Annotated in this window: 23 protein-coding genes; 11 read left to right on the top strand and 12 right to left on the bottom strand. The window is 65.3% G+C overall.

Annotation, left to right across the window (positions count from 1 at the left end):
• Positions 1–106: 106 nt before the first annotated feature.
• From KEG38_RS43295 to KEG38_RS43280, 4 genes are all read left to right on the top strand, one after another.
• Positions 107–1,240 carry an RNA polymerase sigma factor gene (locus KEG38_RS43295; protein WP_272426628.1) on the top strand — a complete coding sequence of 378 codons (1,134 nt, stop codon included), beginning with the start codon at positions 107–109 and terminating at the stop codon, positions 1,238–1,240.
• A gap of 503 nt (positions 1,241–1,743) precedes the next feature.
• Positions 1,744–2,208: a hypothetical protein gene (locus KEG38_RS43290; protein WP_272426627.1), complete on the top strand. Its 465-nt coding sequence runs from the start codon at positions 1,744–1,746 to the stop codon at positions 2,206–2,208.
• A 20-nt stretch (positions 2,209–2,228) separates the two neighbouring features.
• Positions 2,229–2,567, top strand: a complete 339-nt coding sequence (locus KEG38_RS43285; RefSeq protein WP_272426626.1) for a hypothetical protein — start codon at positions 2,229–2,231, stop codon at positions 2,565–2,567.
• A gap of 221 nt (positions 2,568–2,788) precedes the next feature.
• Positions 2,789–3,142, top strand: a complete 354-nt coding sequence (locus KEG38_RS43280; protein WP_272426625.1) for a hypothetical protein — start codon at positions 2,789–2,791, stop codon at positions 3,140–3,142.
• A gap of 321 nt (positions 3,143–3,463) precedes the next feature.
• Here KEG38_RS43280 and KEG38_RS43275 read toward each other — a convergent pair whose 3' ends face one another.
• Positions 3,464–3,934 (bottom strand): hypothetical protein, encoded by a 471-nt coding sequence (locus KEG38_RS43275; protein WP_272426624.1) that lies wholly within the window; start codon positions 3,932–3,934, stop codon positions 3,464–3,466.
• A gap of 866 nt (positions 3,935–4,800) precedes the next feature.
• Here KEG38_RS43275 and KEG38_RS43270 point away from each other — a divergent pair.
• Positions 4,801–6,078 carry a toll/interleukin-1 receptor domain-containing protein gene (locus tag KEG38_RS43270; RefSeq protein WP_272426623.1) on the top strand — a complete coding sequence of 426 codons (1,278 nt, stop codon included), beginning with the start codon at positions 4,801–4,803 and terminating at the stop codon, positions 6,076–6,078.
• Positions 6,079–6,088: 10 nt separating this feature from the next.
• Here KEG38_RS43270 and KEG38_RS43265 read toward each other — a convergent pair whose 3' ends face one another.
• Positions 6,089–6,541 carry a toll/interleukin-1 receptor domain-containing protein gene (locus KEG38_RS43265; protein ID WP_272426622.1) on the bottom strand — a complete coding sequence of 151 codons (453 nt, stop codon included), beginning with the start codon at positions 6,539–6,541 and terminating at the stop codon, positions 6,089–6,091.
• A 150-nt stretch (positions 6,542–6,691) separates the two neighbouring features.
• Between KEG38_RS43265 and KEG38_RS43260 the strand changes: the two genes are divergently transcribed.
• Complete coding sequence (locus KEG38_RS43260; protein ID WP_272426621.1) at positions 6,692–7,216, top strand: hypothetical protein; 525 nt, start codon at positions 6,692–6,694, stop codon at positions 7,214–7,216.
• 474 nt (positions 7,217–7,690) lie between these two features.
• Here KEG38_RS43260 and tnpC read toward each other — a convergent pair whose 3' ends face one another.
• From tnpC to KEG38_RS43240, 4 genes are all read right to left on the bottom strand, one after another.
• Positions 7,691–9,349 (bottom strand): IS66 family transposase, encoded by a 1,659-nt coding sequence (tnpC, locus tag KEG38_RS43255; RefSeq protein WP_272426620.1) that lies wholly within the window; start codon positions 9,347–9,349, stop codon positions 7,691–7,693.
• 47 nt (positions 9,350–9,396) lie between these two features.
• Positions 9,397–9,756, bottom strand: a complete 360-nt coding sequence (tnpB, locus tag KEG38_RS43250) for an IS66 family insertion sequence element accessory protein TnpB (RefSeq protein ID WP_272426619.1) — start codon at positions 9,754–9,756, stop codon at positions 9,397–9,399.
• On the bottom strand, positions 9,753–10,109 hold the full coding sequence (gene tnpA / locus KEG38_RS43245) for an IS66 family insertion sequence element accessory protein TnpA (RefSeq protein WP_272426618.1): 357 nt from the start codon (positions 10,107–10,109) through the stop codon (positions 9,753–9,755). The genes tnpB and tnpA overlap by 4 nt, the downstream gene beginning before the upstream one ends.
• Before the next feature lie 246 nt (positions 10,110–10,355).
• Complete coding sequence (locus KEG38_RS43240) at positions 10,356–11,090, bottom strand: helix-turn-helix transcriptional regulator (protein WP_272426617.1); 735 nt, start codon at positions 11,088–11,090, stop codon at positions 10,356–10,358.
• Positions 11,091–11,759: 669 nt separating this feature from the next.
• Between KEG38_RS43240 and KEG38_RS43235 the strand changes: the two genes are divergently transcribed.
• Positions 11,760–11,957, top strand: coding sequence for a hypothetical protein (locus KEG38_RS43235; RefSeq protein ID WP_272426616.1), 198 nt, complete (start codon positions 11,760–11,762; stop codon positions 11,955–11,957).
• A gap of 100 nt (positions 11,958–12,057) precedes the next feature.
• Here the strand turns inward: KEG38_RS43235 and tcmP are convergent, their stop codons facing one another.
• Complete coding sequence (gene tcmP / locus KEG38_RS43230) at positions 12,058–13,227, bottom strand: three-Cys-motif partner protein TcmP (protein WP_272426615.1); 1,170 nt, start codon at positions 13,225–13,227, stop codon at positions 12,058–12,060.
• A 68-nt stretch (positions 13,228–13,295) separates the two neighbouring features.
• On the opposite strand from tcmP, the gene KEG38_RS43225 reads away from it, so the two are divergent.
• On the top strand, positions 13,296–14,072 hold the full coding sequence (locus KEG38_RS43225) for a DUF5131 family protein (protein WP_272426614.1): 777 nt from the start codon (positions 13,296–13,298) through the stop codon (positions 14,070–14,072).
• A gap of 395 nt (positions 14,073–14,467) precedes the next feature.
• On the opposite strand, the gene KEG38_RS43220 is transcribed toward KEG38_RS43225, so the two are convergent.
• The 4 genes from KEG38_RS43220 to KEG38_RS43205 all read right to left on the bottom strand — a co-directional run bounded on the left by KEG38_RS43220 (position 14,468) and on the right by KEG38_RS43205 (position 21,780).
• On the bottom strand, positions 14,468–15,745 hold the full coding sequence (locus KEG38_RS43220; RefSeq protein ID WP_272426613.1) for a tyrosine-type recombinase/integrase: 1,278 nt from the start codon (positions 15,743–15,745) through the stop codon (positions 14,468–14,470).
• Positions 15,746–16,243: 498 nt separating this feature from the next.
• A complete protein-coding gene (locus KEG38_RS43215) occupies positions 16,244–19,129 on the bottom strand; it encodes a hypothetical protein (protein WP_272426612.1) in 2,886 nt (961 codons plus the stop codon).
• Positions 19,130–19,678: 549 nt separating this feature from the next.
• The gene (locus KEG38_RS43210; protein WP_272426611.1) at positions 19,679–20,614 is read right to left on the bottom strand and encodes a tyrosine-type recombinase/integrase; all 936 of its coding nucleotides are present in this window, start codon (positions 20,612–20,614) and stop codon (positions 19,679–19,681) included.
• 419 nt (positions 20,615–21,033) lie between these two features.
• Positions 21,034–21,780, bottom strand: a complete 747-nt coding sequence (locus tag KEG38_RS43205) for a hypothetical protein (RefSeq protein WP_272426610.1) — start codon at positions 21,778–21,780, stop codon at positions 21,034–21,036.
• A 502-nt stretch (positions 21,781–22,282) separates the two neighbouring features.
• Between KEG38_RS43205 and KEG38_RS43200 the strand changes: the two genes are divergently transcribed.
• Positions 22,283–23,578 (top strand): hypothetical protein, encoded by a 1,296-nt coding sequence (locus tag KEG38_RS43200; protein WP_272426609.1) that lies wholly within the window; start codon positions 22,283–22,285, stop codon positions 23,576–23,578.
• Here the strand turns inward: KEG38_RS43200 and KEG38_RS43195 are convergent.
• On the bottom strand, positions 23,575–24,534 hold the full coding sequence (locus KEG38_RS43195; protein ID WP_272426608.1) for a hypothetical protein: 960 nt from the start codon (positions 24,532–24,534) through the stop codon (positions 23,575–23,577). The genes KEG38_RS43200 and KEG38_RS43195 overlap by 4 nt on opposite strands.
• Before the next feature lie 251 nt (positions 24,535–24,785).
• On the opposite strand from KEG38_RS43195, the gene KEG38_RS43190 reads away from it, so the two are divergent.
• Both KEG38_RS43190 and KEG38_RS56245 read left to right on the top strand, forming a co-directional pair.
• Positions 24,786–25,700 carry a sigma-70 family RNA polymerase sigma factor gene (locus tag KEG38_RS43190; RefSeq protein ID WP_272426607.1) on the top strand — a complete coding sequence of 305 codons (915 nt, stop codon included), beginning with the start codon at positions 24,786–24,788 and terminating at the stop codon, positions 25,698–25,700.
• Between the two features lie 148 nt (positions 25,701–25,848).
• Entirely contained in the window at positions 25,849–26,145 is a 297-nt protein-coding gene (locus KEG38_RS56245; protein WP_372518234.1) for a helix-turn-helix transcriptional regulator, read from the top strand.
• The last annotated feature ends 30 nt before the right edge of the window (positions 26,146–26,175 follow it).

Below are 26,175 nucleotides of genomic sequence, written 5' to 3'. Positions count from 1 at the left end.
CCCCACGGGCGGTGCCTTGGATCACCATGCCCGGGCTCCGAGAGGTTTCTGTCGGGTGGCTGCTCTTTCCTTGCATAGATTTGGCCTTCTCGTGCTCCTTATCCACGTGGCCAGAGACATCCCAGCCGATGACGTCCGACGGTATCTGGAGATCGCGCGCCGGCACATGGCGCTCCTGCAATACACCGCTCGGGAGCACGGCGTCGAGATCCAAGACGTCGATGATGTCGTCAGCAGCGCTCTCGTCTCCGCCTTGAAGTTCCCGGAAGACAAACCGCCGCCGCCTCCCGAGGACGAGGGCCGGGTCAAGGCCTGGCTGGTGAATCGCGTCAAATGGACGGCGATCGCTCATCGGTCGCAGGAGAGCAGGTCGGTCGAAGCCCTGTTCGACGACGCCGAGGGAATACAGGCCGTACCCGATGAGCTGGATGTCACGGGCGAGATCGAGCACGGTCGAAGCCTCGATCTGGGCCTGAAGAGCGTCCGGCCCGAGCATGCGCGGGTCATGCTGGAGCACGAGGTGTACGACGTGCCGGTCGCCGACATCGCGAGAGACCTGAACATCCCCTACGCGACGGCGTATTCCCACTTGCGTCGCGGCAAGCAGGAGCTGCGTGAGGCCCTCGAGAAGCTGGAGCTTCCCGGGGTGAATCCGCCGCAGCGGAAAAACAGGTGCATTCTCCCGTTGTGGTGGTCCGACAACCTGCGGGCTCGCCTGAATCAACTTTTTCACGAGTCTGCCCGGCTGCTTAGCGACTTCCTTCGAGTGCCGCTTCGGGTGTGCGCGAATCTCGCTGCTGTGGTTGCTGTGGTGGCATTCACGCCGAGCGACGATTTGTGCGCGTTCGAGAGCCGTGCGGCGCCGAGCTCCACGGTGGAAGCGGAGTCGAGGCCCCTCACCCGTGTGCAAGCAAGGGGAGCCGCGCCGAAGACACCAGCACCCGTCCCCGTCACTGGCGAAAAGCCTGCTGATCATCGACCGTCAAGGCAACGGCCCTCCGCGCGCCCCTCGTCACCCGCCGGAAGCACGCCAGCGGCCGCGTGGGACCTTGCGCTCGCAATACGCGCGGCCAATGCACTGGCTCGCGGCGATGTAAAGAAAGGACAGGCGCTGCTCGACGCCGACGAGCGCGCCCGAGGCGGTCCTGAGGATCCGGCACGGCGCGTTCTCCGCGCCGATGTTGATGCGCAGCTAGGAAAGATGCGGCCGGCACCGACAGCGACAGAAACGGCACATTAGCGGCACTATGCAAATCTCGCCGCTCGCGGGCGGCTGCGCATGGCGTGCGTTCGAGCCTGGGACTGGACCCCCGGGCAGGATCGACGCATCTGCGCGCAGTCGCCCGGGGGTGACGAGCCGTGTATGCGGCTCGGTCGAGTCTCAAAAATAACGGGCCCGTAGAAGTGGGCGATCGGGATGCGCATATGCTCGGGCGAGCACACGTCCCATCGTCCACTTCTGCGGGTCGCTCGTCACCGATCTCGGGCGGCGGCGAATCGAGGCGTCCCTTTTCACGCGCACGCTCTCGATACGCCGTCGCCTCGGGTCGGTGACGATCTGGAGGGGCCATGGGTGCCGCACCGAATCTCGATGATGATGAGCTAGCGACAACAGTGATGGACCGCCCCGTGCTGCCCCCGCAGAGTGGGACACGCGTGAGCGTGGCGCATTCCGAGCCGCCGCGCGATACGGTCGTGGATCCCCCCTCGGGCTGGAGCCGCATCCGGGCTTTCGCAGGTGCCGTGGTACGCCAAATCCGCGAGCGCTTCCACAAGCCGCGCCTTGCGGATCGCCTGCCGCCGCTTCCACCGCCGCGTTCTGCAAGGGCAACCCAGGTTTCAGCGGGCGCCGTCGGACACGACGACCGCGGCGAGCTGCTCCTGCTCGAACTCATGCGCGCGGACCCGGCCTACCAGAGCGCCGCGATCTACATCGCGAACTATGCTCTGGCTCTTCGTAAGCTTGGCAGCAACGCGTACGCCGAGGGCCTCGTGCACTACACGTTGTCGCGGATGCGGGCAGACGCGGACGGATTCGTCTCCTTCGCGCGGCTGCGCGACATCCTTTGCGAGATGTCGGTGTCGGGGACACTCGTGCCCGCACTGCTCCGGCTGGAGAAGGCCGGCATCGTCGCGATCAAGGGAAGCACCTCCGTGGGAGCCGCCGCGCCGCTCCCCGATCGCGTGCAGCTCCGAGTTCCGTTGTGATCCCGGAAGGAGATCGAACCGTGGAGACCCTACAGACCGAGCTTCTTTTCGCAAGTGATGGCACGATCTACGTCCACTTCGAAGACACGCCGCCCGCAGGCCGGCGCGTCTTCGCCGGCTACGCGCTCACCGCCGAGGAACGGGCGCAGCATGGCGCGCGAGGCTTGCTTCGCTGGGCCTGTCTCCAGCTCCTGGCGGTCGGGAGTGATGGGTGCGTGTACGTCGAGCAGGGGGCAATCAATGCAGAGGGACGCAAAGAGTTCCATGGTTACGCCCTGACCGACGAAGAAGCCGCGCGCATGTTCGAGGAGTTCCACCGCACGGCGCTCAACCTGACGATCGCGGCGCGGACCAAATAGCAACATGATCGACGATCAAGAGGCGATCGACGCGCATTTCGCGCAACACGTGGGGGAGTCCGCGTTTGCGGTTCTGGACGACGACCCCGTGCTCTTCCCCACGCACATCTACGCCATTCCACCGAGTGAGCGGCGACCGTATTGGGTACTCCATACCAACGGGATGAGCGTCTACCCCCTCGAAGGTTCGAGCGGAGGGTGCTCCGCGGCACGCCGAGTTCATGATGTCGCTCGCAGCGAACTGGGACCCAAGCCACGACTGGCCCCGTTACGTGCTCCGCTCCATCGCCCGCGTGGTCGCTACACACTACGAGGTCCCGCTGGACGGCGAGGTGTACGTCAATACATGCGACGTGGAACCAGGCTCCGAGGAGGTGTTCGCCTTGGTCATCGCCCCATCCCGGCAGCTTGGCAAGGCTTGGCTATTTCGTACCCCGTCAGGGTGCAAAGTCGGTATTTACGCGATGTATCCCATCCCGATCGACCAGTATCTCGACCGCCTGAAGAGGCCGATCGACGTGGCCGCGCTGCCGGAGGTCATCGAGCGATGGCAAAGAATGTTGCGGCCGTTATAGGCAGGGAGGCTCGGGGCGATGAAAAGCAAACGTGAACGACGAGCAGCTCCGCGTAGCATTGGAGTGAAAGGGGACGAGGGGGACGAAGTATGCATCCAGATCGTTGACGTACCGGAAGGGAACAGAATCGGTCGAAGGGCGAGATTCATCGACGCGCTCGCAGATCTTATCCTCGCAGATCTCATAGCATATCCTCCCCCCAAGCACGGCGTTGCAAAACCAGATCAAAATGGCGGTGAAGACCGCTGAGTGACCGTTGAGGAGCTAGCGTGTAGGTAGGAGGAGGGTCTGTTCTCGGAAGGCCATCGAGCAACGACAGATTCACGCCGCGCGCATCTCGTCCTCCAGTATCTTCCGCGCCAGCACCCGCCCGGTCGGGTCGACGACGTGTACCTGCCAGCGCAGGTGCACCGCCTCGTACATCGACAACAGCACGCCCCAGACCACGTGTCGCCGCACGATACGTGGCTCGGCGCGGACGCGGAAAGACCGCTCAGCTTCAGACGCCTCCCCCCGGAGCAGGACGGAGCCGCTCGCGAGGATATCGTCATCTGCGTCGACGAGGTCGAAGCGGACCTCCGCGGCCTCGACCTGAACCGCCTCGAGCCGAACGCGAACGAGGATGCCGAGCACCCCCGCGAGCTCCGCGTCGATGAGGCGCGAGGCGTGGTCGCCCCCTTCAACCCCTTGTTCGGCTTCCTCCCCGCCTTCCGGCCACCACGCCCTCCCAGATCCCCTGCTCTGGCTGCGAACCTGCCTTTTGGTTGCGAAGTAAGTCCTCTGCTCGCGCATGATCTCCACCTGGCCACGTTGGCCTCGGAGGGACCCCGCCCAGCCCTACGCTGGGCATAGATCCCCCTTCACTAGGCCCAGTGTGTTGACAGCGCGTTTCGTCCGCAGAATTCGAAGCACCTTCCCAAGAAAGGTAGGACAATGTAGGCATCTCGAAGGAGGACCTGCCATCTCCCACCGCTGTGAAGGTTGCTGCCCGTGCCACGACCGACCTCCGTGGGCAAACGGATTTCAAGCCGGGGCCATCCAGGCGAACAGAGGGTGGCGCCACCGCCCCCCCGGCAGCGGCGGCTCGAGGAGAGAAACGGCGTGGCGTGTCCAGTTATTTGATTATTTTGTAACCCAGACGTCGCAGTTCTTCCCTCGCACGTCGCCTGTCCTCCTCGCTCGGTGGATGAAGTGGCGGTACCACAGGAGCATTGAATCGGACAGGGCGGCGACGGAGACCTCCGCCGGGGATCTCGTGATCTTCCGGCGCGTCGAGAAGATCCGCGATCCGCCGAAGCAGAATGGCTATCTGCGTCCACTTGCCCTTGGCCGACGCTGCTGGTGATAGCTTCCGCTCTTTTTGCGTAGATGCGCCCCGTTTGTCACCCTGCTGATCGTTACGTCGGTGTCGCGGCGGCATGCTGCATGCTCCTGGCCCGGGCGAGTTTCGCGCGAGGTCGGGAAGACGATACGGATGTTCGACAATCGACGTCAAGGTGGACGCAAACCTGGCTGCCCGCCCTCAGTTGGCGACGCTCATGCCGGACTTGCCTGGGGTTTGGCGCTCGTGCCAGTCTGGAACGTCAGAGCGCAAAGTTCTTTCCCATGGAGGGCCAGACATGTATGCTGGGACTGGTGTGATGCCTCCCCCGGTCGACGTGTACATCTCCTTTGCGCCGGAAGATGCAGCGTCTTGCGAGACGCTCGAGAGGCACCTCGCGCGCTTCGTGAACAAGGGTCGCATCCGCGTCGCGCACCGGGGTAAGGTCACCGCTGGGCAGAACATCCACGCCGTCCTCGATACCTGGTTCACGCAAGCGCGCATTATCGTACTTCTGCGCACAGTTAATTTCGATAATAACGAGCGATGTCGGAACGAGGAGCAGTGGGCCTATGAACGACAAGAGCGGCATACGGCGAGGGCCGTTCCGGTCCTCGTCAGGCACCACGCCTTGAATACGACCCGCGTGTTTCCCGCCGGTGTAGCCACCCTGCCTGGCAAGGGGTTCGTCGAGAGCTGGTCCAATCGCGATGAGGCTTGGACTGTGGTCGCGGAGGGCATCTACGGCATTGTCAAGAGCCTACTTGCGTCCGAGGGGTATGTCGATGCGCCGGTGAGTATGCCCATGCATGCGCCACTGGGGCAGCACTACCAGACGCCAGCCGTTTCCCCGATGCAGGCACAATATGCGCCTCATCAACCGGCTCCCCAGCCCGCCACGGCCGCGACCAGCGCACGTGGCGCAATGATACGCAAAGCCGTCGGGCTTGGCCTTCTGGGCTACGCCGTATACCTCGCGTGGCAAAAGACGGCACACGAGAACGCTCCTGCGGCGCCAGCCGCCATCGCGCCCACCCCGGTCGCTGCGACGCCTCTCGCGCCCCACACGACCACCATGCCTACCGGCATCTACGCATCTTCGTGCTGCGGCGGAATCGACTGCCAAGCCGATGCCGAGAACCGGAAGAAACTCCCGGACGTGTGCCTCGATGGTCAGGCGATGTGCGGGAAATGTGGTTCTGCAAGGGCGCGCGTGCTGGGCGCGTGCAGCGAGAACCTCAGCGCCGAGCAGCGCTATTCGCTCCGGCTAGCTCACGCATTCATCAACGGCAACGAGCCGTCCAAGGATGCGCTCGTATGCTTCCGCCGACCAGGAGTAACCGCATCTCGCACGTGTGTCCCGTACTCGTCGGCGCACGCAAACTCGGAGAAGCTGTTTGCAACGCCGCCGCAGCCGGTACCTATTGTACTGGGTGAGCTGATCCACGGAAAAGGCATCCAGATCGAGATCTGGGAGCCTGGACAGCTTCTCCCTAGTATGCAATTCACCGCGAGCCACAACTACATCAAGACAACGGCGCTATGCATCGGGCTTCGGCTCGCGCCACCGAACGCCAAGGACACGCGCGTGCTGGTGTTCCTCGATGATCCTTGATGGCCGCCGGTCAAGGACGGGCCAAGCCTTCGACCACGGCTCTGATTCCCCGCGCGACGTCCGTCCACGCAGCGTCGCGACTCTGCCACTCCGCGACGGGTTTGGCGTCTTTCGGGAGAGCCTGTAGCGCCCCGAGCGGTGTTTGGTGCCAATCGCAGGCACGCACGATGATGGGGACGACGTGCGCTTGGCCGGCCTCGCGGCGTTCGAGCGCACGCTTCATCTCGATTTCGTAGCAGTAGTTGGACGCGATGAAATCGGCACTGACGAGCACCAGCACGAGGTGCGCCTTCTCGAGATGTACGTCGATGGCGTGCTTCCAGCTCTCGCCGGCTGGGATGAGCCGGTCGTGCCACTCGTGGATCAACCCGCTCCGCCGAAGGCTGGACAAGTGGGCTGCGAGCTCGTCACGCATGGCCTCGTCACGGTGCGAGTAGGAGAAGAAGATGTCGATCGGTTTCATTCGAGCTCATCCGCGCCTAGCCGACCCCGTACGGCTCGTCAAGTAATGGCGGAAAGCGACTCCGCGCGCGCGCGGTCCAGCTCTGGGTCCCGCTGCCGAACATCCTGCGCTCGTTGTCCTGCCCATACGCGGTGGTCTACGCTGGCATCGATGAACGACCCGCCCGCCCAGCAACCGCCCACACGCGAAGAGTTGCTCGAGAGGCTCGAGGACCTCAAGCGACGCACCGAGGAACTGCGCGACCGCGCAGACGCCGTGACCCGGCCCTCGCCCGCAGTCGTCGCCCTGCGCGTGTTCCTCCTGTTCGGGCTGCCCATCCTCGTCGCGATCGGCGTCTACGTCCTCACGTCCTCGATCCTGTTCGCGATCCTCGCGCTCGTGGCCGCGCTGATCACGGCCATCGCGATCGCCCTGCGCCTGTCGCCGGCTCCCGCGGCGATGACCCCCGGCACGCGCGCCTTCGAGGCCCATCACACCGCGATGCTACTCGGTAACGTGATCGCCGCGCGCCGCGAGGAGCAGCGCACGACCTCCGATCCCGAGCGGCGCGCACGGCTCGAACGCGAGATCGCGTTCCTCTCCGAGCAGCTCGACGAGAACCGCGCGATCGTCGCCGCCAACGACGGTTCGCCTGGCAAGGGCCACATCGGGTTCAAGCCGTACGCGGGCCCGTGACCCGCTCTCTTCCTTCGCGGAGCAGTGTACGAACGTGCCCCCTCTGGGCCGGGTCATGGGGAGCAAGAGCATCACGGACCTCGCCTACATGGTATCCGTTCGGCCTCCCGCATCATGGCGTCGCTCGAGGCTGCTGCGTAACCTTCCGCCGCGATGCCGCAGCGTGACGAGTTCGTCGTGGATGGACCTCTGGGAGAGGCAGCACGCCCGAAGCCCGCGAGAAAGCGTGGTTCTGCGGGGGGCCGAAGCGTAGGTGGCAACCGCGCGGGTGCGCCCGAGGGCCTTGATGGTCGCCCGGGAGGCATCGAGAGCTCGTCGCGGCGTCGCGGCTCGACCGAACCGTCCGAGCGTGGCGAACAAGCGACGTCGACGTCCGACGCACCTTCGAGGCCTGCTCGGAATGTTCGTGTCCGACGAACCCTAGCCGACGAAGGCGCGGATTCGAGGGCCCCCACGACCGCACCGCGCTCGAAGTCAGGACGAGGGCGGCGTGCTCGAAATGCGGCGCCAGATGCCCCTGTCGAGCCGCTCACGAGCGTCTGTCTGCTCGAGGGTTTGCTTCCAGTGCTTGGGGGACAACTCGAGGACCCGGTCGCGGGGCCAATCCGGCAGCAGGATGAGCACGTCGCGCAGGTATGCCCAGGGCTCGATGCCGTGGAGCTGGCAGGAGGCGATGAGCGAGACGGCGATGGTATTCCACTCGGCGCCCTCGTCGCTGCCGACGAAGAGCCAGTTTTTCCGGCCGACCGCCTGGCGGCGCAGCTCGAGCTCGGACCCATTGTTGTCGAGGCGCAGACGACCGTCGTCGAGGAATCGCGTGAGCGGCGCCCATTGATTGCGAGCGTAGCCGATGGCTTGGCCGATGGGGCTCTTGGGCAAGGCGACGAGCGCCTCCACGTCGAGCCAGATGCGGAAGGCCTCGAGCACGGGCGTGGCGAGCCTCCGGCGCTCCTCCGTCCGGCGAGCCGGCGGCAGCTCCTTGGTCTCGGCGTCGATTGCGTAAAGCTTTCCGATGAACCCGAGCGCCGCGAGGGCGCGCTCCTTGTCGGACGAGAGCGACTTGAAGAAACCGCGCCTGCAGTGGGCCCAGCAGCCGACCTCGGTTACGTCCTCGGTGCGATAGAGCAGCTCGTAGACATTGTGCGCATCGGCGAGTACATAGCCCTTGTAACCGCGCAGGAATTCTCTCGGCCCGTCCTGGGTATGCCGGGGCGTGAAGCGAAAGAGGACGTGGTCCTGGTCGGCGACGAGCACCCAGAAGTAGCCCCTCCGGCACTTCTCCTTTGCCTGCACGAGCACGCCGGTCGCGTCCATCGCGATGCAATGCGCGGTTTTCGCGTCGACGAGCATCGCGTCGACGACGTACTTGAGCAAGCCCGTGGAGGCCCCCACCCAGTTGCACAGGGTCGAGCGCGCGAGGGAGACGCCCTCTCGCTCGAAGATCCTCTCCTGCCTGTGGAGTGGCAACGAATTGCCGTACTTGCTCACGATGACGTGCGCGATCAGCCCGGGGCCAGCCATGCAGCGCGGAATGGGCGCCTCGGGCGCGGGCTCGACGCGCACGCCTTCCTCGGGTTTGCCTTTCGTCGCGAACTTCGGACGAATGACCCGGACCCGCACGAGGCTCGCGGGCCGCCATTCGAGCGTTTCGCTCACCTCTTCGCCTATCCGCACGAGGGACGCGGCGCCTTCGCCCTTGGCCTCGGGCGGGAGGAGCTCGATTTCGTGGACGGGCAGGTGCTCGGGTAAGATCTGCCGCCCATGCGGCGTGACCTTGCGGTCCTTTTGCTTTGGCTTTTTGCCATCCGGTAGCTTCTCTCCGGAGGGCCGATCGGAAGGCGGAGCCGCATCCGGCGTCTGCTCGGAGAGCCGCTCGAGGCCGCCGAGGGCCTCGACGACCGCGGTGAAAGCGAGCTGCGTCTGCGCCGGATCGATCTGCTCGGCCTTGCGACCGAAGATATGGCGACGAAATCGCTCGAGCTCGATGCTGGCGAGCTCGTAGAGCTTGCGATACTCGTCCCGCTCATGCCGGAACTTGTCCCGCTCGTGGCTGAGTTTGTCCCGCTCGCGGGAGGCTCCCGCGAGGCGGCTCTCCAGAACGACGACCTTGGCCTCGAGCTCAGGGTTTGTCACGGGACGTGCCGTACACGCTCCGTGGCTCTCTTGTAAAGAGGAAAGTTTTACTTGATGGAACCCGGCTCGAGCGCGCGGGTGCGCTGCTTCGTCGGCGGGAGCTGGATCCCTTCGAGGAGCCTCGCCATCTCGGAGGCCTCGATCGGGATGCGCGTCGCGCCGGGCTCGAGCCCCTTCGGCACGCGAAACGTCCCGCGCTCGAGGCGCTTGTAGAGCAGGCAATAGCCCGTCCGATCCCACCAGAGGATCTTGACCCGGTCGGACGCCTTGTTGAAAAACATGAACAGCGCGCCCGAGAGCGGATCCTCGCGCAGCACGTCGCGCACGACCCCGGAGAGCCCGTCGAACGAGCGGCGCAGATCGAGCCGCTCGGTGGCGACGTAAATGGCCATCCGCGCGGGGATCATTCGAACACTCCGCGCAGCGCCGCGACAACACGGCCGAGCTGGGCGAGGTCAGCGCCAGGAGGCACGCGGATCACCTCGCCGCGAGGAAGAACGACCTCCAGGGTCATCGGTGCGGACATCGAGCCCGACGGGGCGTCGTCGATGATCTCGACCGGCAAAAACGTCGGCGCAGCGGGAGCGCATTCGGAGTCGTGTGCCGCATCCTGTCTGCCGAGTCGACTGCTCCACCAGTACATCGTGACCGGGCTGATCCGATGGCGCTTCGCAAACGCGCGCGCGGGCAAACCGCTACGCCGCCACTTCTCGACGATGCGCCGCCAACGACGCTCGGCCTTGGTCGTCCTCGTAGCCATGACGAACCTCCCTTCGACGGGCATACATGCATGACCGAGGACGGAAGCGGAAGGATGGGGGTGGCGGGACGGATACCCTACATGCCTGGGCACGTGCCTCGCGAACGGCGGCGATCCGATCGGTGAGGCGCAGCCCAATGCGGATACCGCCGTCACCTTTTGCTGCATAGCGCCATTCGCTGGCTGAGTCGGCCATGCCCACGGGGCCCGCTGCCCCAGGTGTCTCTTTAGCCCCCGCCCCGCGGTCTACGGACCTCGGGACGTGTGCTTCATCCTGCCCGAGAACCAGAACAGAAACTCCTTTGCAAGCTCGTCTCGCGACTCCACGCAAACCGTAGCGAAGATCTGCTTCAGGTGCGCTTTCACACCGTCGACCGATATACCCAGGAGGCGCGCAATATCCAAATTTGATAGACCGCGAGACACCTCTTCACAGATGGCGAACTGTCGACGGCTCAGCGAATCGAAGAGGACCCGAGGCCTGTGGTTTTCTAGCTGCGCGATTCTATCCTGCATGTGCAATGATACAGCCGCAAGGGTAAGCAGGTCTTGGGCGTCCAGCGGTTGGTCGCCATCCCTACGTGCACCTGCGATGGCCCCTCTTACAACATTACCGACAATGATCGGGCTTGCGCCATAATGCCTCAAGTTTTCACGACGCCCAAATTCTAGCCACATCGGATGCCGGCGCCATTCGTGCTCCTCATGCAGCATCATATCATGCATGGGATTACCGAGCTCAAAGATGGCACGGACCAATTCATCATGTGGAACACCACGCTCGATGTAGTGCTGCGCGAGCCGCTGATCGTGGCCACTAAATTCAACCGCCCTCAAAATACCATTAGGTTCCCTGAACAAGAACCCAGTGACAGGAGCCTGAGTGAGCGCGGGCAGATGGTCCATCACGTGACCGGCCAACTCCTGAAGAGTCGATACCTGTTTGATGCGCATGGCCAGCTCGTTGAAACAACGGTTCATCGGCCCCCTCCCATCGTCCGGTTGGTGCCCCACCAGGCAAACGTAGCGGAGCCCACTTCCCCGAGAAACCTATAGCATAATACGTACAGAGTGGACAGTAGCTACTGCCCTCCGACTTGACACAACTACCCGCCGGGTAGTTGCGCTCGTCGCCCTACGAATCCTAGCTCAGTACATCCGGCGTGCTGACGCCAGCATGCGTAGCATCGAACGCCAACAAGCCCGACACAGTGTCACCCTGGCATTAGTGAAAGGAGACCAGCGTGTCCACTCCCTTAATTAGGCACAGCACAACAGCAATCATAGGTCTTCTCTGTCTCTGTACTCCGAAGTGGAGCCGCGCAGAAGCGCCATTCGTAATAAATGGCATATCGATCAGATCCGGAACAGCAATCGTCACGCTACCGGCAGGACACCGGAGCTATCGATTAGACGATGGTATCCTTGTTCAGCGCGATGAAATTTTCTTTGGGGGCGGAGTCATTACCGGACCCTCGTTGGGGTTGAAAGTCCGCGGGTGGGATGTGGACATCAGCTGTCCCCTGACTTTCGCCCCCTTCGACTCGAACCTATCTAGTGCGGTGATGTTTTCGCCAGGCGTGTCAGGTGGAGTCAGTTTTCTGAGCTATAACAACAGCAGGCCAGCAATGATTTAATGTATTCGCCGGCGTGATGGTGCCGTTCGCCAATGGCCCTGACAACGCAATACTGGCGAAAAACAGAACGTTGATTGCTGGGCGCGAGGGCGGGACGTGCGGTGCCCCCGCAACGATGCCATGTCCGCGAATAACGGAAGCGGAGTTCGCCGCAAGTACCAAGACGACGCCTTTGCTGTCGTTCATGATCGGCGTGCAGATCGGCCTCTGACGGTGGGCTCACCCCTCGGGGCGCAGAGCGATGGAAGCAGCCCGCACGCTCGACGGTGCATTCGGGTGGAGGCTGACGCTGCTCTCGACACAACCGGAGATTACGCCAACCTGACCAGGGCGAGAACGTGGTCGTCCTTCACTGACCGTTCGCGGTGCTGCTTGTTCTCGATGCAAATCTCACCCTGCTCGTGCATCTGCCAGATCACCTGCGCGAGTTGCGTTTTCGTCAGGTGATGGACTTCCAGCAACTCGGGCCAAAGATCGGCAAACCTCACCGTTCGTCGCTGCCCGATGCGCTCCAGGATATCGCGAGGGGCCTGTGCGAGAGCGCGCGCGTGAAACGATTCGTAGTGCAGGTCCGTCGCTGGCGGCGCCATTAGCAGAGGGAGCTGGCCGGTCCGCGCCTCTTTGGCCTGTGAGACAGCTTGCTCGCGAACTGCGGCAGCCTCCACACCGATCACTTTCTTTTCTATGCCACGGAACACCTCAAGCACTGCTGGGTTCTTGCCACCGACAACCAGCCGAAACTTCGTGCGTGACATGGTTGGATGCGGGATCGCCAGATCGGCAGCATATGCGATGCCACAGTGAAGCTTGATCTGCCGCCGATAGAGCGCGAAGAGCTCTTCCTCTCCGAGACCAGGCGGCATGTCGCGATCGTCGAGTCCGAAGAACTCCCGCATCTGCGTACGCAGGAACCGCCGGGGGTCGTCCTTGAACCGATTGATGTGGTCGAACATGACGTTCACGAGAACGTCCCGCATCTTGCCGTCAGAGAGCAGGGGCGCGATGCGGTGTATTTCCGCTCCCTTCCAGCCCGTCGGATCCACGAAGACAAAGGCTGGATCTTCTTTGAGACAGGCTCGGATCGTGCCGCCGTGATCTCCGAACTCACCGCGGAACGCTTGTGTTCTGACGTTGCCCGATCGGGACGCCAGGATCTGCTGGAGGGCAGCGAACGAGTCCTTGTCCTTCTCGACGAAGTAGGCATCGATGGCGATCGAGGAGCCCTGGCTCCTCCACGTCGCGGCAGCGGCCTCGAGTGCGTCGAGGGCGAGCGCGATCGACGTGTCGGCGAACGCGGCATCCTTCGCCTCCCATGGCCCGGCGAAGCAGTCGACGTAGCAGAGGCGCACCGGAAGCCCCCGTCTCGCGACCGAACCCAACTTGATGCCCCACTCGAGGAGATACTCCTTGAGCACGCGGTGCTTCAGGTAGCTCTGCTCTCGGCCCTGATACTCCGCGGGAACGCCCGTGTTGCTCCCCATGCGGCAAACCCCCTTGTCCGTTCGATCTCACTCTACGATACTGCACACGTGCCCAGGATGAGCAGACCATGAGCGACCAGAGCGCGATCGAGTGGACGGACGCGACGTGGAACCCCGTCCGAGGGTGCACGAAGATCTCCCCCGGTTGCAAGAATTGTTACGCCGAAACGTTTGCCGAGCGCTTCCGCGGCGTGCCGGGGCATCCGTTCGAACAGGGATTCGATCTCCGGCTCGTCCCGGCGGCGCTGGAGTTGCCGCTGCGCTGGAAGCGCGGGCGGCTGATCTTCGTAAACAGCATGTCCGACCTGTTTCACGAGGACATCCCGCTCGACTTTGTCCAGCGCGTCTTCGCCGTGATGGGCGAGGCGAAGCAGCATCAGTTCCAGGTACTCACGAAGCGGGCCGCGCGGCTGGAGGAGGTCGCGCCGCGCCTTGCGTTCGCGCCGAACATCTGGATGGGCGTGAGCGTCGAGAATGCTGTCTACACGAAGCGGATCGAGCACCTGCGCCGAGTCCCCGCGCATGTGCGCTTCCTGAGCATCGAGCCCTTGCTCGGGCCGATCGACGACCTGCCGCTGGAGGGAATCCACTGGGTGATCGTCGGGGGGGAGAGCGGGCACCGCGCGCGACCGATGGCGCCTGAGTGGGTGCGATCGATCCGCGATCAGTGCCGGCGTGCACGCGTGCCTTTCTTCTTCAAGCAGTGGGGGGGCGTGTTCAAGTCACGGACGGGGCGAGAGCTCGATGGGCGGACGTGGGATGAGATGCCGAAAACGCTCCGTGAGGCGGTGCTGCCGTCGGCGAGGCAGGGGGGCGGCAAGGTTCATCTGCCCACCAGTCCTTGAGGCGACGACCTGGAGGGTGGTTGTCGCTTCCGGACGAGTCCGCTCGCCGGCGTTACCAGAGCGTTACCACGGCGAGGCTACCGTCGTGTCTCTTCCCGTCCTCTCCCGGGCACTCCGAAGAACCCCCTCACCTTCGCGAAAGTGCCTGGAACGACGCTGTTTTTGATGTCATTCTCGTACTTTGGTGAGGGGGTTCCCGAATCCCCGGCAGCGGTTTCCTAAACCGAAGGTCGCAGGTCCGATTCCTGCCGGGGGTGCCCAATGATTCCGCGGGGTTAGCGCATCCCGCTCCCGTTGCCCCAGGGCCGTCTGGAAACGCGTTGCCCCACTGTTGCCCCAACCCCCCGGGTCCTCTCCTCGACCCCGGCGGGTCGCGAGCGGCTCCGTGGTGACGGTCACCCCTTCCGGCCTCGCCCCTTGACCGGACGCGGACCGTGCGATGCCCCACCATCGCCCCGTCCGTGACCCCGCCTCTGCTCCGGCTCGCCGGACTCCGTTGCCCCGCTGTTGCCCCGCCCCTCGGTCGCCAGCGCGATCCTCCGGGCGGCCTCGGCGAGGTCTTCCTTCAGGTGGTGCACGTAGCGCTGCGTCGTCGACAGGTGCTTGTGCCCCGCCATGCGCTGGACCACGTGCACGGGCACCCCGGCCCTCAACCACGACGTGATCGCGAAGTGCCGCAGCCCGTACACGCTCCACCCTCCGAGCGCGGCGCGGTTGCGCACGCGCTCGAACGCTTGCGTCAGCCCGTACTGCCCCCACGGCTTGCCCTGCTGGTTGAGCGCGACGCGCCCATCCTTCGGCCCGTGCTCGACGTGCTCGAGGAGCCCCGCGAGCGGGGCCGTGATGGGAATCTCGCGTTGTCCCGTCTTCGGCGTGTGCGTCTCGCCGTAGGAGCGGCCTTCGCGCACGCTGAGGAAGCCGCCTTGCGCCTCGCCGTTTGTCCCGGGGAGGAGCACGTCGCGCCGACGTAACGCGCGTACTTCGTTGGGGCGAAGGCCGGCATACGCCATGAGCGCAAACGCGAGGCGCTGGGACGGGACCGCGGAGGCCAGAATCGTGTGGATGTCCCTTTCGGTGGGGATTTCGAGGATGCTCTTCTCGGCGGCTTTGAGCCGAGGCAACGCGGGGGGCAAGCCCGCGAGGTAGCCGCGGCTCGTCGCGAAACGCAGCACGGATCGGAGGACGATCTGCACGTTGTTTCGCGTGGCGCGGGCGCGGTCCTGCTTGGAGAGCGCGAGGTCGAGCTCGGCGGCCGCGGCTCCGTCGACCTGGGCGAGCGGGAGCTCGCCGAAGGTCGGGAGGAGGTGGCGGTCGAGGACGAGCGCGTAGCCTCGGCGGGTGGTGACCTTGAGGTCGGTCAGCATGAAGGTGGAGCGGTATTCGCTGACGACTTCGGAGAAGGTCTTCGTGGGGAGGGCGGAGGTGGTGGATGGGGTGGGAGGGAAGCCGGCGGGGGAAGCTGCCGGCGACGCGGGGACGTCGTCCTCGGGCGCGTACGGGGTGCCGTAGCGGGCGAGGTTCAGGAGAACGCGTTTCTCCTCGGCACGAGCGCCGGGGAGCGTCTGGACCTGGGCATCTTTGCGGTACCTTGCCCGCTGTCCGTCTTTCGTCTTGTAGCGGATGTCAATGAACAGCCGGGTTTCCCCGCGGCGGTTGACTTTCCGGATTGGCATGATCGGGTCCTTTCCCGGTCATCCCAGCCGAACTGCGAGGTTCAGATCATATCATGCGCTCGTCTTAACTGCCCCTGCTAATCGTGGCACCTCCGCATCCACGTCTGGACGGGCGTCAGCGGACGTGTAGGGACCGCCGCTGGCTTCGTGGACGGCTGCTGCTTGAGTCTGGGTCCGGCGTAAGCAATCTATTCGTTGCGCGCATCACCGACGCCCTCGTAGCTTTGCCGAGCACCTGCTTCGCCTAGACGAGCGACCATTCGATAAGCGACCGCATATCCGGCGCGACTATCCGACCACGCCGAGCTCGTGCACGACCTCCACGATCGGCAACGACGGCTGCGCCTTCGGTTCAGCCGGGGGTGTTCACGATCTTGCCGAACCCTTCGCCCGAGGCGGCGGAGAGGCATCACTGAGCCCGAGAGGGGGGCGGTCGGGAGGGGGCCTCGCTCCGCAGGAGCAACCCATCCGCCCCCCAGGTTGATTTGTACCGTTACCTCACTTCTCGGCCCTGCGCCGCAATCCCCCCAGTGTGACAAGACCTATGAGGACGAGGCTCCACGCGGCATTATCACGGGAATCACTGCCTGCGACGCGGCAGCCGCAACCCTCCTCGCCGGCCCCACCGCCTTGACCGCTGCCGGCGCCGCCTCCCCCTGCGCCTCCACTGCCAGCGGCACCTTCACCCCCTGCGCCTCCGCCACCAGCGGCGCCCCCACCGCCAGCACCCCCACTGCCAGCGGCGCCCCCGCCGCCAGCGCCCCCGCCGCCAGCGCCCCCGCTGCCAGCGGCGCCCCCGCTGCCAGCGGCGCCCCCGCTGCCAGCGGCGCCCCCACCGCCAGCACCCCCGCTGCCATCGACACACATGCCGTCGACGCACATCCCACCCGCACAGGTCTCGCCATCGGGGGCGGCGCCGTCGTTTGGGCAATCGGCCGAGATACCGCTGCACGTCTCCGCGATATCGCATGAACCGGCGGCAGCACGACAGACAACGCCCGGCGGCGCGAGCTGATCGGCAGGGCAAGCCTTCGATACACCATCGCACTTGTCGCTTACATCGCAATCGCCCGCGGCTGGTCGGCATACCGTTTGCGTGCTGGCAACGGCATCGGCTGGACAGGTCTTCGAGCTGCCATTGCAAGTATCGTCGATGTCACATGGGCCCGACGCCGGACGGCACACGATCTGCACGTCGGCCAGGGCGTCGGCGGGGCAGGCCGCAGAGAGGCCGTCGCAGTTCTCGGCCACGTCGCAATCGCCGGCCGCTGCGCGGCATGGAGTGCCTGCGAGCGCCAGCCCGTCCGCGGGGCACGCCGCGCTCGTCCCGTCACACGATTCGGGCGCGTCGCAGGCGTCCGCGGCGGCGCGGCAGGTAGTTCCGGCGGGGACAAGGGCATCCGCGGGGCATGCAGCGGACATACCATTGCAAACTTCAACCATGTCGCAATCGCCCGCGGCCGCGCGGCACCCCGTGCCCGCGGGAGCGCGCGCATCGGCAGGGCAGGTCGTGCTCGCGCCGGTGCAGGCTTCAGCCACGTCGCAATCGCCGGCGGCTGCGCGACAGAGCGTACCAGCCGAGGCCGGCGCGTCGCTGGGGCACGTCGTGGCCGCGCCATCGCATACCTCTGCCGCGTCGCAGGCACCCACCGCGGCGCGGCAGACCGCCCCAGCCGCCACGGGCCCGCAGGTCCCATCCATGGCCGCACCCGAAGCCACGCTACACGCCTGGCAATCGGTCGTCGATCCTCCGCCGCAGGCGCTGTTGCAGCACACGCCATCCACGCAGAAGCCGCTCACGCAAGCGGTGCCGAGCGAACAGCTCGCGCCATTTGGCTTCGGGGGCGCGAGAGAAAACGCATACGCTGCACCTGTGTTGGTTGCCCCAGCGTCATGTTCGTAAGCTCCGACGAGCACGGTGTCGCCGCTCACGCCGACGGAGAAGCCGAAATAATCCCACATGCCGTATGTGTTCGGGAGAAGCTTCGCTTGCTCGGTCCAGATGGTGCCGCTGCGCGTGAACACGTGGGCGGCGCCGACCATGCTCGATCCGATCAGCGTGTTGTGGGCGCCGATGACGGCGGTGTCGCCCTCGAGCGAGACTTGGGTGCCGAACACCTTCGAGTTCGCCACATCGGTGGCGTAGAACTTGGCCTGCTGCGTCCAGACGGCGCCGCTCCGAGTGAACACGTAGGCCGAACCAATGTAGGTGTTCCCCGCGTATTCGTCGCCGGGCGCTCCGATGAGCAAGGTATTGCCGTCCAGGGACACGCTGGTGCCGAACAGGTCGTTTCCGTCGCCGCCGAGGGCGGAGGTGAGCTTGGCCTGCTGGGTCCAAACGCTGCCACTGCGCGCGAACACATAGACGACCCCTTCGTCCGCTATCGAGTTGATATCCGTGTTGGGGGCCCCGACGACGACGGTGTCACCACGGATGGATACCGATCGGCCGAACCCATCGGCCAGCTGCTGCTGGCCGTTGACGTAGAGCTGAGCCTGATAGGTCCAGACACCGCCGCTCCGTACGAAGGCCAGTACCCCGCCGGAGCCGCTTCCGCCCTGGGATGCGACAATCGCCGTGTCGTTGTCGATCGCCACGTCATGGCCAATCTGCGCGCCAGCCGGGGCCGGTGCAGTGAGCTTGCCCTGCTGGGTCCAAACATTGCCAGTGCGGGTGAAGACGTAAGCCGCGCCCACGTTGGCGATTCCCCCGATATCGACGCCAAAAGCTCCGATTATGGCAGTGTCGCCTTGGAGCGCGACGGAGTGCCCGAAATGGTCGTTGGCGAGCGCGTCGTTGGCCACGAGCTCGGCCTGCTGGACCCAGGCACCGCCATTACGCACGAACACGAAGGCTGAACCTGCCTGCTGTCCGGCAGCCGTGGTGTCGTTCGGGGTCCCGACGATGGCGGTGTCCCCGCTGATCGCGACGGAGTAACCGAACCAGTCACCGGCCTCCTTGTCGGGGGCCACGAGCTTGGCTTCCAGCGTCGCGATGAGCGGGTCGACGACCACGGGATAGACGGCCCCCGCATCGTCGAACGAGATCGTCACGTCGCTGCCCCGCACCCCGAGCCGTGAAGGCAGCGTTCGTCCGGTCGCGTCACGAACGAAAAGATTCCCATAAAGGAGCTCGGTCGCCCCCGCGCCATTGTGGAGCTCCACGATGTCTCCCGAAGCACCGAGCGCCGGGGAAAGCTCGCCCGCGACGGTGAGGCCGAGCGTGATCTCGCCACCGCCGCCGCCTCGGCACGCGGGCGCGGCAGTCAACGTGAACCCCTGCTCCAGCCCGAGCGGGCCGCTGACGTACCACTCCGTCAACTCTCCGCGGTGGTAATCGACGCGGTTTGCCGTCGCCACCGGCTCCGCAGGCGACGGCGCCAACAGAGAGCCGCCGCAGCCCATACCCGAGAACGACAGCGTCGCGGACCAATCGGGCGATGGCGAGGCTTGGGCGCCAGGAGTCAATCGCACCCCTTCGGCATCAAGGTCCGCCACGAATCCCAAGGAAGGGTTGGCCGCACGCCAGCGACCAGCGGCGACACGCTCGACGGAATGGGATTCGCCTGCCCGCGATTGCATCGCTTCGATGTATGCTGCGACGAGCTCCGCCGACATGGGTGTTGCGCTGTGAGGCGCGCTCATCACCTCGCCGGCTCGATCGGTCTCCGCGGTCCAGAACGGCAAGGGATCGCCGTCGGCACCACAGTTGGCGACCGTCAACAACGTGAATATCGCGAATGCATTCGATGCCCTGGCGGGTAAACTCATTTGAATCACCGAGCGCGCGCATGGACTGAAGTAGTTCCCCCCCGCCCAGAAGAACCGTGCGCGGAGAGATGCGCGACACCATACAAATGTGGCTTCCCGTTGTCCAGTGCATTCGTTCCCGAGGAGCTGCTCGCGCCACGGCTGAGAGCGCGGGCCGGGAGCTTAAACCGTCCGCCTCCCCGCCATCCTCCTCCCCGCCTCCTCCAAATCCTCCTTCAGATGATGCACATACCGCTGCGTCGTCGCCAAATTCTTATGCCCCGCCATCCTCTGCACCACGTGCACCGGCACCCCAGCCCTTAACCACGCCGTGATCGCATAATGCCGCAGGCAATACACCGACCACCCTTCCAACCCCACCCGAGCCCTCACCCGCTCGAACGCCTGCACCAACCCCGACTGCCCCCACGGCTTCCCCCGCGCCGTCATTGCCACGAGCTCCTCCCGCGCCCCCGCCTCCACCGGCGCGAGCAACCTCCCGAGCTCCGGCGTCACCGGCACCTCCCGCTGCCCCGTCTTCGGCGTATGCGTCTCCCCGAACGACCGCCCCTCCCGCACGCTCACGAACCCCCCGGCGACCGCCTCTCCCTCCCACCTGAGCCGCACATCCCGCCGCCGTAGCCCCCGCACCTCATTCGGCCGCAGCCCGGCATACGCCATCAACACGAACGCCAACCGCTGCGACACGCTCGCCGCCGCGAGGATCCGGTCGACCTCCTCGTCGGTCGGAATCTCCAGAATGCACTGCCCGATCGGCTTGAGCCGCGGCAACCCCTCCGGCACCCGCGCGATGTACCCACGCGCCTTCGCGAATCGCAGCACCGACCGGAGCACGATCTGCGTATTGTTCCGCGTCGACTGCGACAGCTCGCGCTTCGACAGCTCGAGGTCGAGCTCCCCGGCCGCGACGCCGTCCACCTCGTCGACCCCACGACCGCCGAACCTCGGAACCAGCGTCGCGTCGAGCACCCCCTCGTACGCCTTGCGCGACGTCACCTTCAGCTCGGTGATCATGACCGTCGACTTGAACTCGTCGACCACCTCGCCGAACGTCTTCCTCGAAGGCACCACCAGGGGCGCATGATCCTGGCGAACCACGTCGCGGGAGCGTATTGGAAGTCAGATGGGTCGCACGGTCCTGATCCGACCAATACCTAGAGATGGGTGACCTACAATGCCGGGCGGCGGGGGCGTGATGTCATTCCGACCCATCTTTCGCTGCGCTCGCACCCAGGAAACCGTGGCTGCCTGGGGCAGCATCGTGCGCATTGGCTGGCCGCACAAGGATAGGACCATGCCACGATTCTCCGGTTCTTCTACGGGGAAGACGTCGAGTTTCACGAGCTCTCCAGCAGTGGGGAGAGCACGGGGTTCGGCCAAGTGCTGTTTGGCGTGATGGCGCTGGCAGTTTTCGGACGCACCGTGCGGAGGTAGCCGTGGTGCTTCGCCTCGTGCAGGTCGGCGAGCGCATGAGCTCGTCGAGCTCCTGTCCCATCACGAACACATGCAGAACGCAGTTACTTGCAGCTCTTGCTCGTGTCGCGTGTGCACTCGTGTGGGCCGAGGCTCATGCACTTCTTGTACGCCTCTTGGCTCGGGCACGCGTAAAACGCGCCGTTGATGCAGCACGTGATCGTCTGGCTGCCATGGGTCGTCGAGTGGTTCAGGTTCACGCCACCCGCGGGGAGCTGGGGCAGCGGAATCGGGATGACCACCTGGCCCTGCACGGGTTGGGTCTGCGGTGGCTGCGAGGCCGCCTGGGCAGCTTGGGCGTTCGCCTGAGCCTGCGCCGTTTTGTGCTGCTCGATGAGGAGCTGGTACTCGCGCTCGCGTTTCGCCGTCTCCGCGGCCTCTTTCTTCGGCACGAGGAGCTCCTCGCCGATGCGCGCCCTCAGGCCACGGACCCACCCCGACCAGTGATCGTCGACGAGCACTTCGCCGCCCGGGCCCGGCTTCGTCTGGAGGCCGGTGCTCTTCACGTATTTTACGACGTACTGCGTGCCCGAGTACTCGATGTCGACGTCGAGGGTGATTTCGCCTTTGTCGAGGCGGGCGGCGATCTTCCCCGGCTCTTCGCCGAGGGCCGAAAATCTCCGAGCTTCCATCGCTCGGATCACGGCCGCGCGCACCTCGGCGGGAGACTCCGCGCGCGCGATGAGCACGGGCTCCGCCGTCTTCGTCGAGGTGAACGCCGTGCCGCCGCACGCGACGACGGACAGGGCGAGAAGTGCAGGTGCCAAGAAGTGCGAGGCGCGAAAAGTCATGCCGGAGCGTGTACCAGAAGGGCGGTTCGTTCGACAAGCGCCTAGGGCGGACAACCCCGGATTTTGTACTCACCGACGCCGAGCATGCTTCCCGCATGCCGGATGGTTGTGACATTCCACACATGCAGCGACCACCCGCTTCTTGCTCCAATCGACCTCTTCGCGAACGTCATGGCGTCGCATTGATGTCCCGATCATAGCGATAGAAACCCGAACCTCGCCCGCTTTGACGAAATCTCGGAGACCGAGGTGCGCGCAATGCCGCTCGCCCAGCCAATTCTTCTCGCCGAGAAACTCCCCGCCTGCACGTGCTCGGATCGCTGCGAATCCGCCTGCCGTATGAGCCGCGACGAGTCCCCCGAGTGCCGCTTGCGCTGCCCGTGCACCCCGTAAGCCAAGGTTTGTCCCTTCCCCCACAGGGTTTGCCCGCGCATCTCCAACCAACACGGGATCCGCCCTTTAGACCTTGCCGCACCACGCCCCGGTGCCGTACCCTCGCGTCATGGTTCGTCTCGCACGTACAGCGCTTCTGCTCGCAGCCAGCGCGGGCCTTGCCGCGCTCGCCATCCCGGCCTGCATCGTCTCCAGTGGCACGATCGGGTCTGATTGCCCCATCGACGACGACGGCAACCTCCTCATCCCGCGGGAGTGCTGCATTTGCCCCTCCCCTGAGGCTTGCCCGCAGGGATGGCCGAAGTACGTGACCGTCCCCGACTACTGCCGCCCCGATTGCCCGGAGGACGTCCCCTACGAGTGCTGCCCGTGCCCGAGTCCCGAGTGGTGTCCCGACGGCGTCCCCCCCGAGAACTCCAGCTACGAGAGGTATTGCCCATCTGCGGGAACGGACGCAGGTGTCGACGGCTCGACGTCCTCGCTCTGCACGGGCGGCTCGTGCGTGGCCCCTGGGCCTGCGGGCTGGAAAGGGCCGATGAGCTTCTGGCAGGGCTGGGACATCGCGGCGCCGCCATGTCCCAAAGAAGCGCCGATCCTCGCGTTCGAAGGCTGGACCGCGCCGCCCCCGCCCTCGTGCGGCACGTGCAAGTGCGATGCGCCCGAGGGGACGTGCAAGCTCCCAGAGACGTGGACTGTCAACTCGGCCGCCTGCGCAGATCCGGGTGGCGGTGTCAAGACAAACTTCGATCCGCCGACAAACTGGGACGGGACCTGCAACGGCGACAAGTCGATCCTTGGGGACAAACTCTGCGGCGGTGTTCCCTGCGTCCGTTCGATCACGATTTCGCCCCCGGTGATCGAGGAGCTGCCATGTAAACCGCACCTCGTCGGCGATCCGGAGCCCAAGGCTCCAAAGGCATGGAACGGCGGACCGGAGATCACGCTCGGGCGGGTCTGCACGAGCGAGAGCGCCTTGCCGACGTGCACCGAGGCGGAGGGGAAGGTGTGTGTCGCGACGCCTCCCGGCTTCTCCTCTTGTTTGTACCTCGAGGGGGACCACGTGTGCCCGGAGGGATGGGGCGAGAAGAAGCTCCTCTACGGGTACGTGGAAGACAAACGGACCTGCGCGGAGTGCGCGTGCAGCGAGCCAAGCGGCGGGTTCTGCAATGTGAAGTTTCGGATCTTCAGCGACGCGGCATGCACGATCGAGAAGGAGGCCGCCGACGTCTCGGCCGGCATGACCGCTCCCTGCAAGGACCTCATGCCGGGGACGCAGCTCTCCGGCAAATCGGCCGCGGTCCTCGAATACACGAAGGGCGCGTGCACGCCGAGCGGGGGGAACGCGGAAGGGGAGCTCGTGCTGCTCGAGCCCGTCACGGTCTGCTGCGCCATGGCCGTGATTTAGAACGCGTACACGAGCGAGCCTCCCCCCGTGAACGTGGGGGTCAGCGTCTCCCAGAACGAAGGGTTAACCAAATCGAGTCGGGTACCGACCAGCGGAAACGCAACTTCAACGTCGACGCGCGCAGCAAGGTGCTCCGTAAACGGTAGCTCGACGCCACTGCGCGCACCGACGCCGAAGAACGCGCGCACGATATGACCAGCGTAAGCTCGGTTGAGCGTCGCCGCCCCTACGGCGCCCCCCGCAGCCAAGAGACAGCCGAGAAGCGGAGGGCGCTTCACACACGCGCCAGCCGTCAGGGCGAACGTGTGCATCTCCGCCTCCGTGAACCCCAGCGGGCGCGTGTTCAGGTTCGCCCCCCAGCGCGCATCGAGCTCGAGCGAGAGCTGCGGGAGCTGAACGCCGCCGGCAACGCGGAGCCCGGGTGCCCAATCCGGAATGAGCCCGTAAGACGCGATCCCTCCCAACGCCAGGAAAACGCGCCTGGCCACCGGAGCCGGGGCTGCCGCGGGCGGTTTCGAGGGCGGTGGACACGTCGGGAATCTCGGGCACGGGGCCGTCTTGGGAGATGGCGGAGGCTCTACCGAAGGCGTTGGGGCCTGCTCCTCCTTCTTCGGCGCTGCTGCTCGGATCCGCGTCGCCGCGTCGAAGGCCGTCCAATAAAGCACCTTGAAACAGTCGGTTTGGGGCGAGTAGTCGCGGTGATCGGTGGATACGGCGACGCCGTTCTCGTCCGTGATCGTCGTATCGACCGACTTCCCGCCATCGGGGAGTCGCCGGATCCGCACGACAAGCGCGCGCGCCGCCGTCGGATCGATCGTACTCACGGGCACCCAATTAGCCAGGATGGCCTTGAACTCGAACGCATCCGAGCAACCGGGCAACGTCCGATCCGTCGTGAGCTCGACGCGACTGTGCGGCAGCTCGTCCGCCGCGAGGGCCGACGACGACCAGGCCACGCTTAGGGCCGCCGCGCCAAACGCACTCCAGAAGCGCCTGAAATCAGTGTGCGACCTCACTCCGTGGCCCCCTCGACGAAAAATGTGGAGGGGTCGGTCGATTTTTCCCGTGATGGAGGGCGACTTCTGCCCTTTGTATCCATGGGACTCGTGAACGCGAGCAGAGGGTCTGGGGCATGACACGCGTCCTCGACGACTGCTCGAACGAACTCGGTATCTCCAGAGAGGCCACGCTCCGGTATCGGGATGCTATGGCCGCGGTGGTTCGCTCGGTCGGAGTCGATTCGGAGCATGTGATGGACGTCGTCCATCATGCATTCCTGGTCGTATGTAGCAAGCCTAAAGCAGAGCGGCCCGATCCAAAAGACGAAGAAGGCTTTGGCGCATGGCTGAACGCCGTCGCGAAATACGAGGCCCTGACGAACCGCAAGGACGCATCCCGCTCGCGGGAAGTCGCGACGCCCACCGAGGAGATCGTACGCGCAATCGAGGCCAGCAGCGCGCATGTCGAGAACTACGAGGCGAAGGTCGACGCGTCCAAGGTATTCGAGCGTCTGGGCCTTGACGATGGCTCACTGCTCCACGAGCATTTTTACGAGGGGACGACGATCAAGGAACTCGCCGCGGAGCGCAACGTCGCGTGGGCAACGATGCGAGAGCGAGTGGATGGCGTGCTCCATCGGGCGCGCATTGCGGTGGACGAGTCTGCGGCGCGGTCGCTCCGCCGTCGTCGGCGCCGGATCGGTGCCATTCCGCTGGCTCTTTTTGGCTTGCTCGCCCGCGAGGCGCGCGCGCAGGTGGGCTCGTTCTGGACGCGGTTGCTCGGGTCTCTTCACCGCACCCCTGCCCGTTTCATCGGAAGCCTCGGCACGGCAGCCGTAGTCTTCACAGCCACGCCCCACCTCGGGTCGTGCGCAGGCGAAGAGGACGCATTCGCTGCTCGCGCCCACAGCGTGGAAGGCCGAATGTCGGACGGTCTCGCGCGGCATGCTGGCCTCGTAAGGTCGAGACTGAAGCCCACCACCCCCGCGGAAACGCCGAAGGTCACAAGTCCCCGACGCACGTCGATCGGCCCTAAGTCTCCGCCGGGGCATCGATACGAGGAGCGCTCGCCGTCGCCATGGATGATCGCGAACGCGCTTCGAGACGCCGAGGCGACGCAGTAGCGCTTTCACATCGGTTTTTTAGTTCGCGAAGTACGAATCGCCGGCCTTGGGCGGCTCCGGTGTGGCCGCTCCCTGCTCGCGCACAGGTGCTCGCTGGCTGCACCGTAGTCGCCCAAGGTCGACGAGCACCAATCTCGGAGGACCGGCCATGCCACGTCGACCAACGACCCATCCACTTCTCTCAACCCTCGGCACGCGCATCCGGGAGTTACGCCTGGATCAACGAATGTCGCTGGCCGACCTCGCCGACACGAGCGGAGTTACGAAAGGCGCCTTGTCCAGTATCGAGAATGGGCGCGTCAATATCACGATCGAGACCTGCGTGAAGATCGCCGTGGGCCTCGGCCTCCGGGTCGAGGACGTGATTCCTGGCGGATTGGAGGATCTGGTGGGGAGCGGTCCGGCGAACGGACCGAGGAGCCATGCCCAAGAACGCGCTCGATAACGTCGCGACCGCGCGCTCCACGGCGCGGCC

It is taken from the genome of Polyangium jinanense, from assembly GCF_028435265.1.
Lineage (GTDB): Bacteria > Myxococcota_A > Polyangia > Polyangiales > Polyangiaceae > Polyangium > Polyangium jinanense.
Note: the sequence above shows the minus strand (reverse complement) of the source record. Positions and strands in the feature narration are given on the sequence as shown.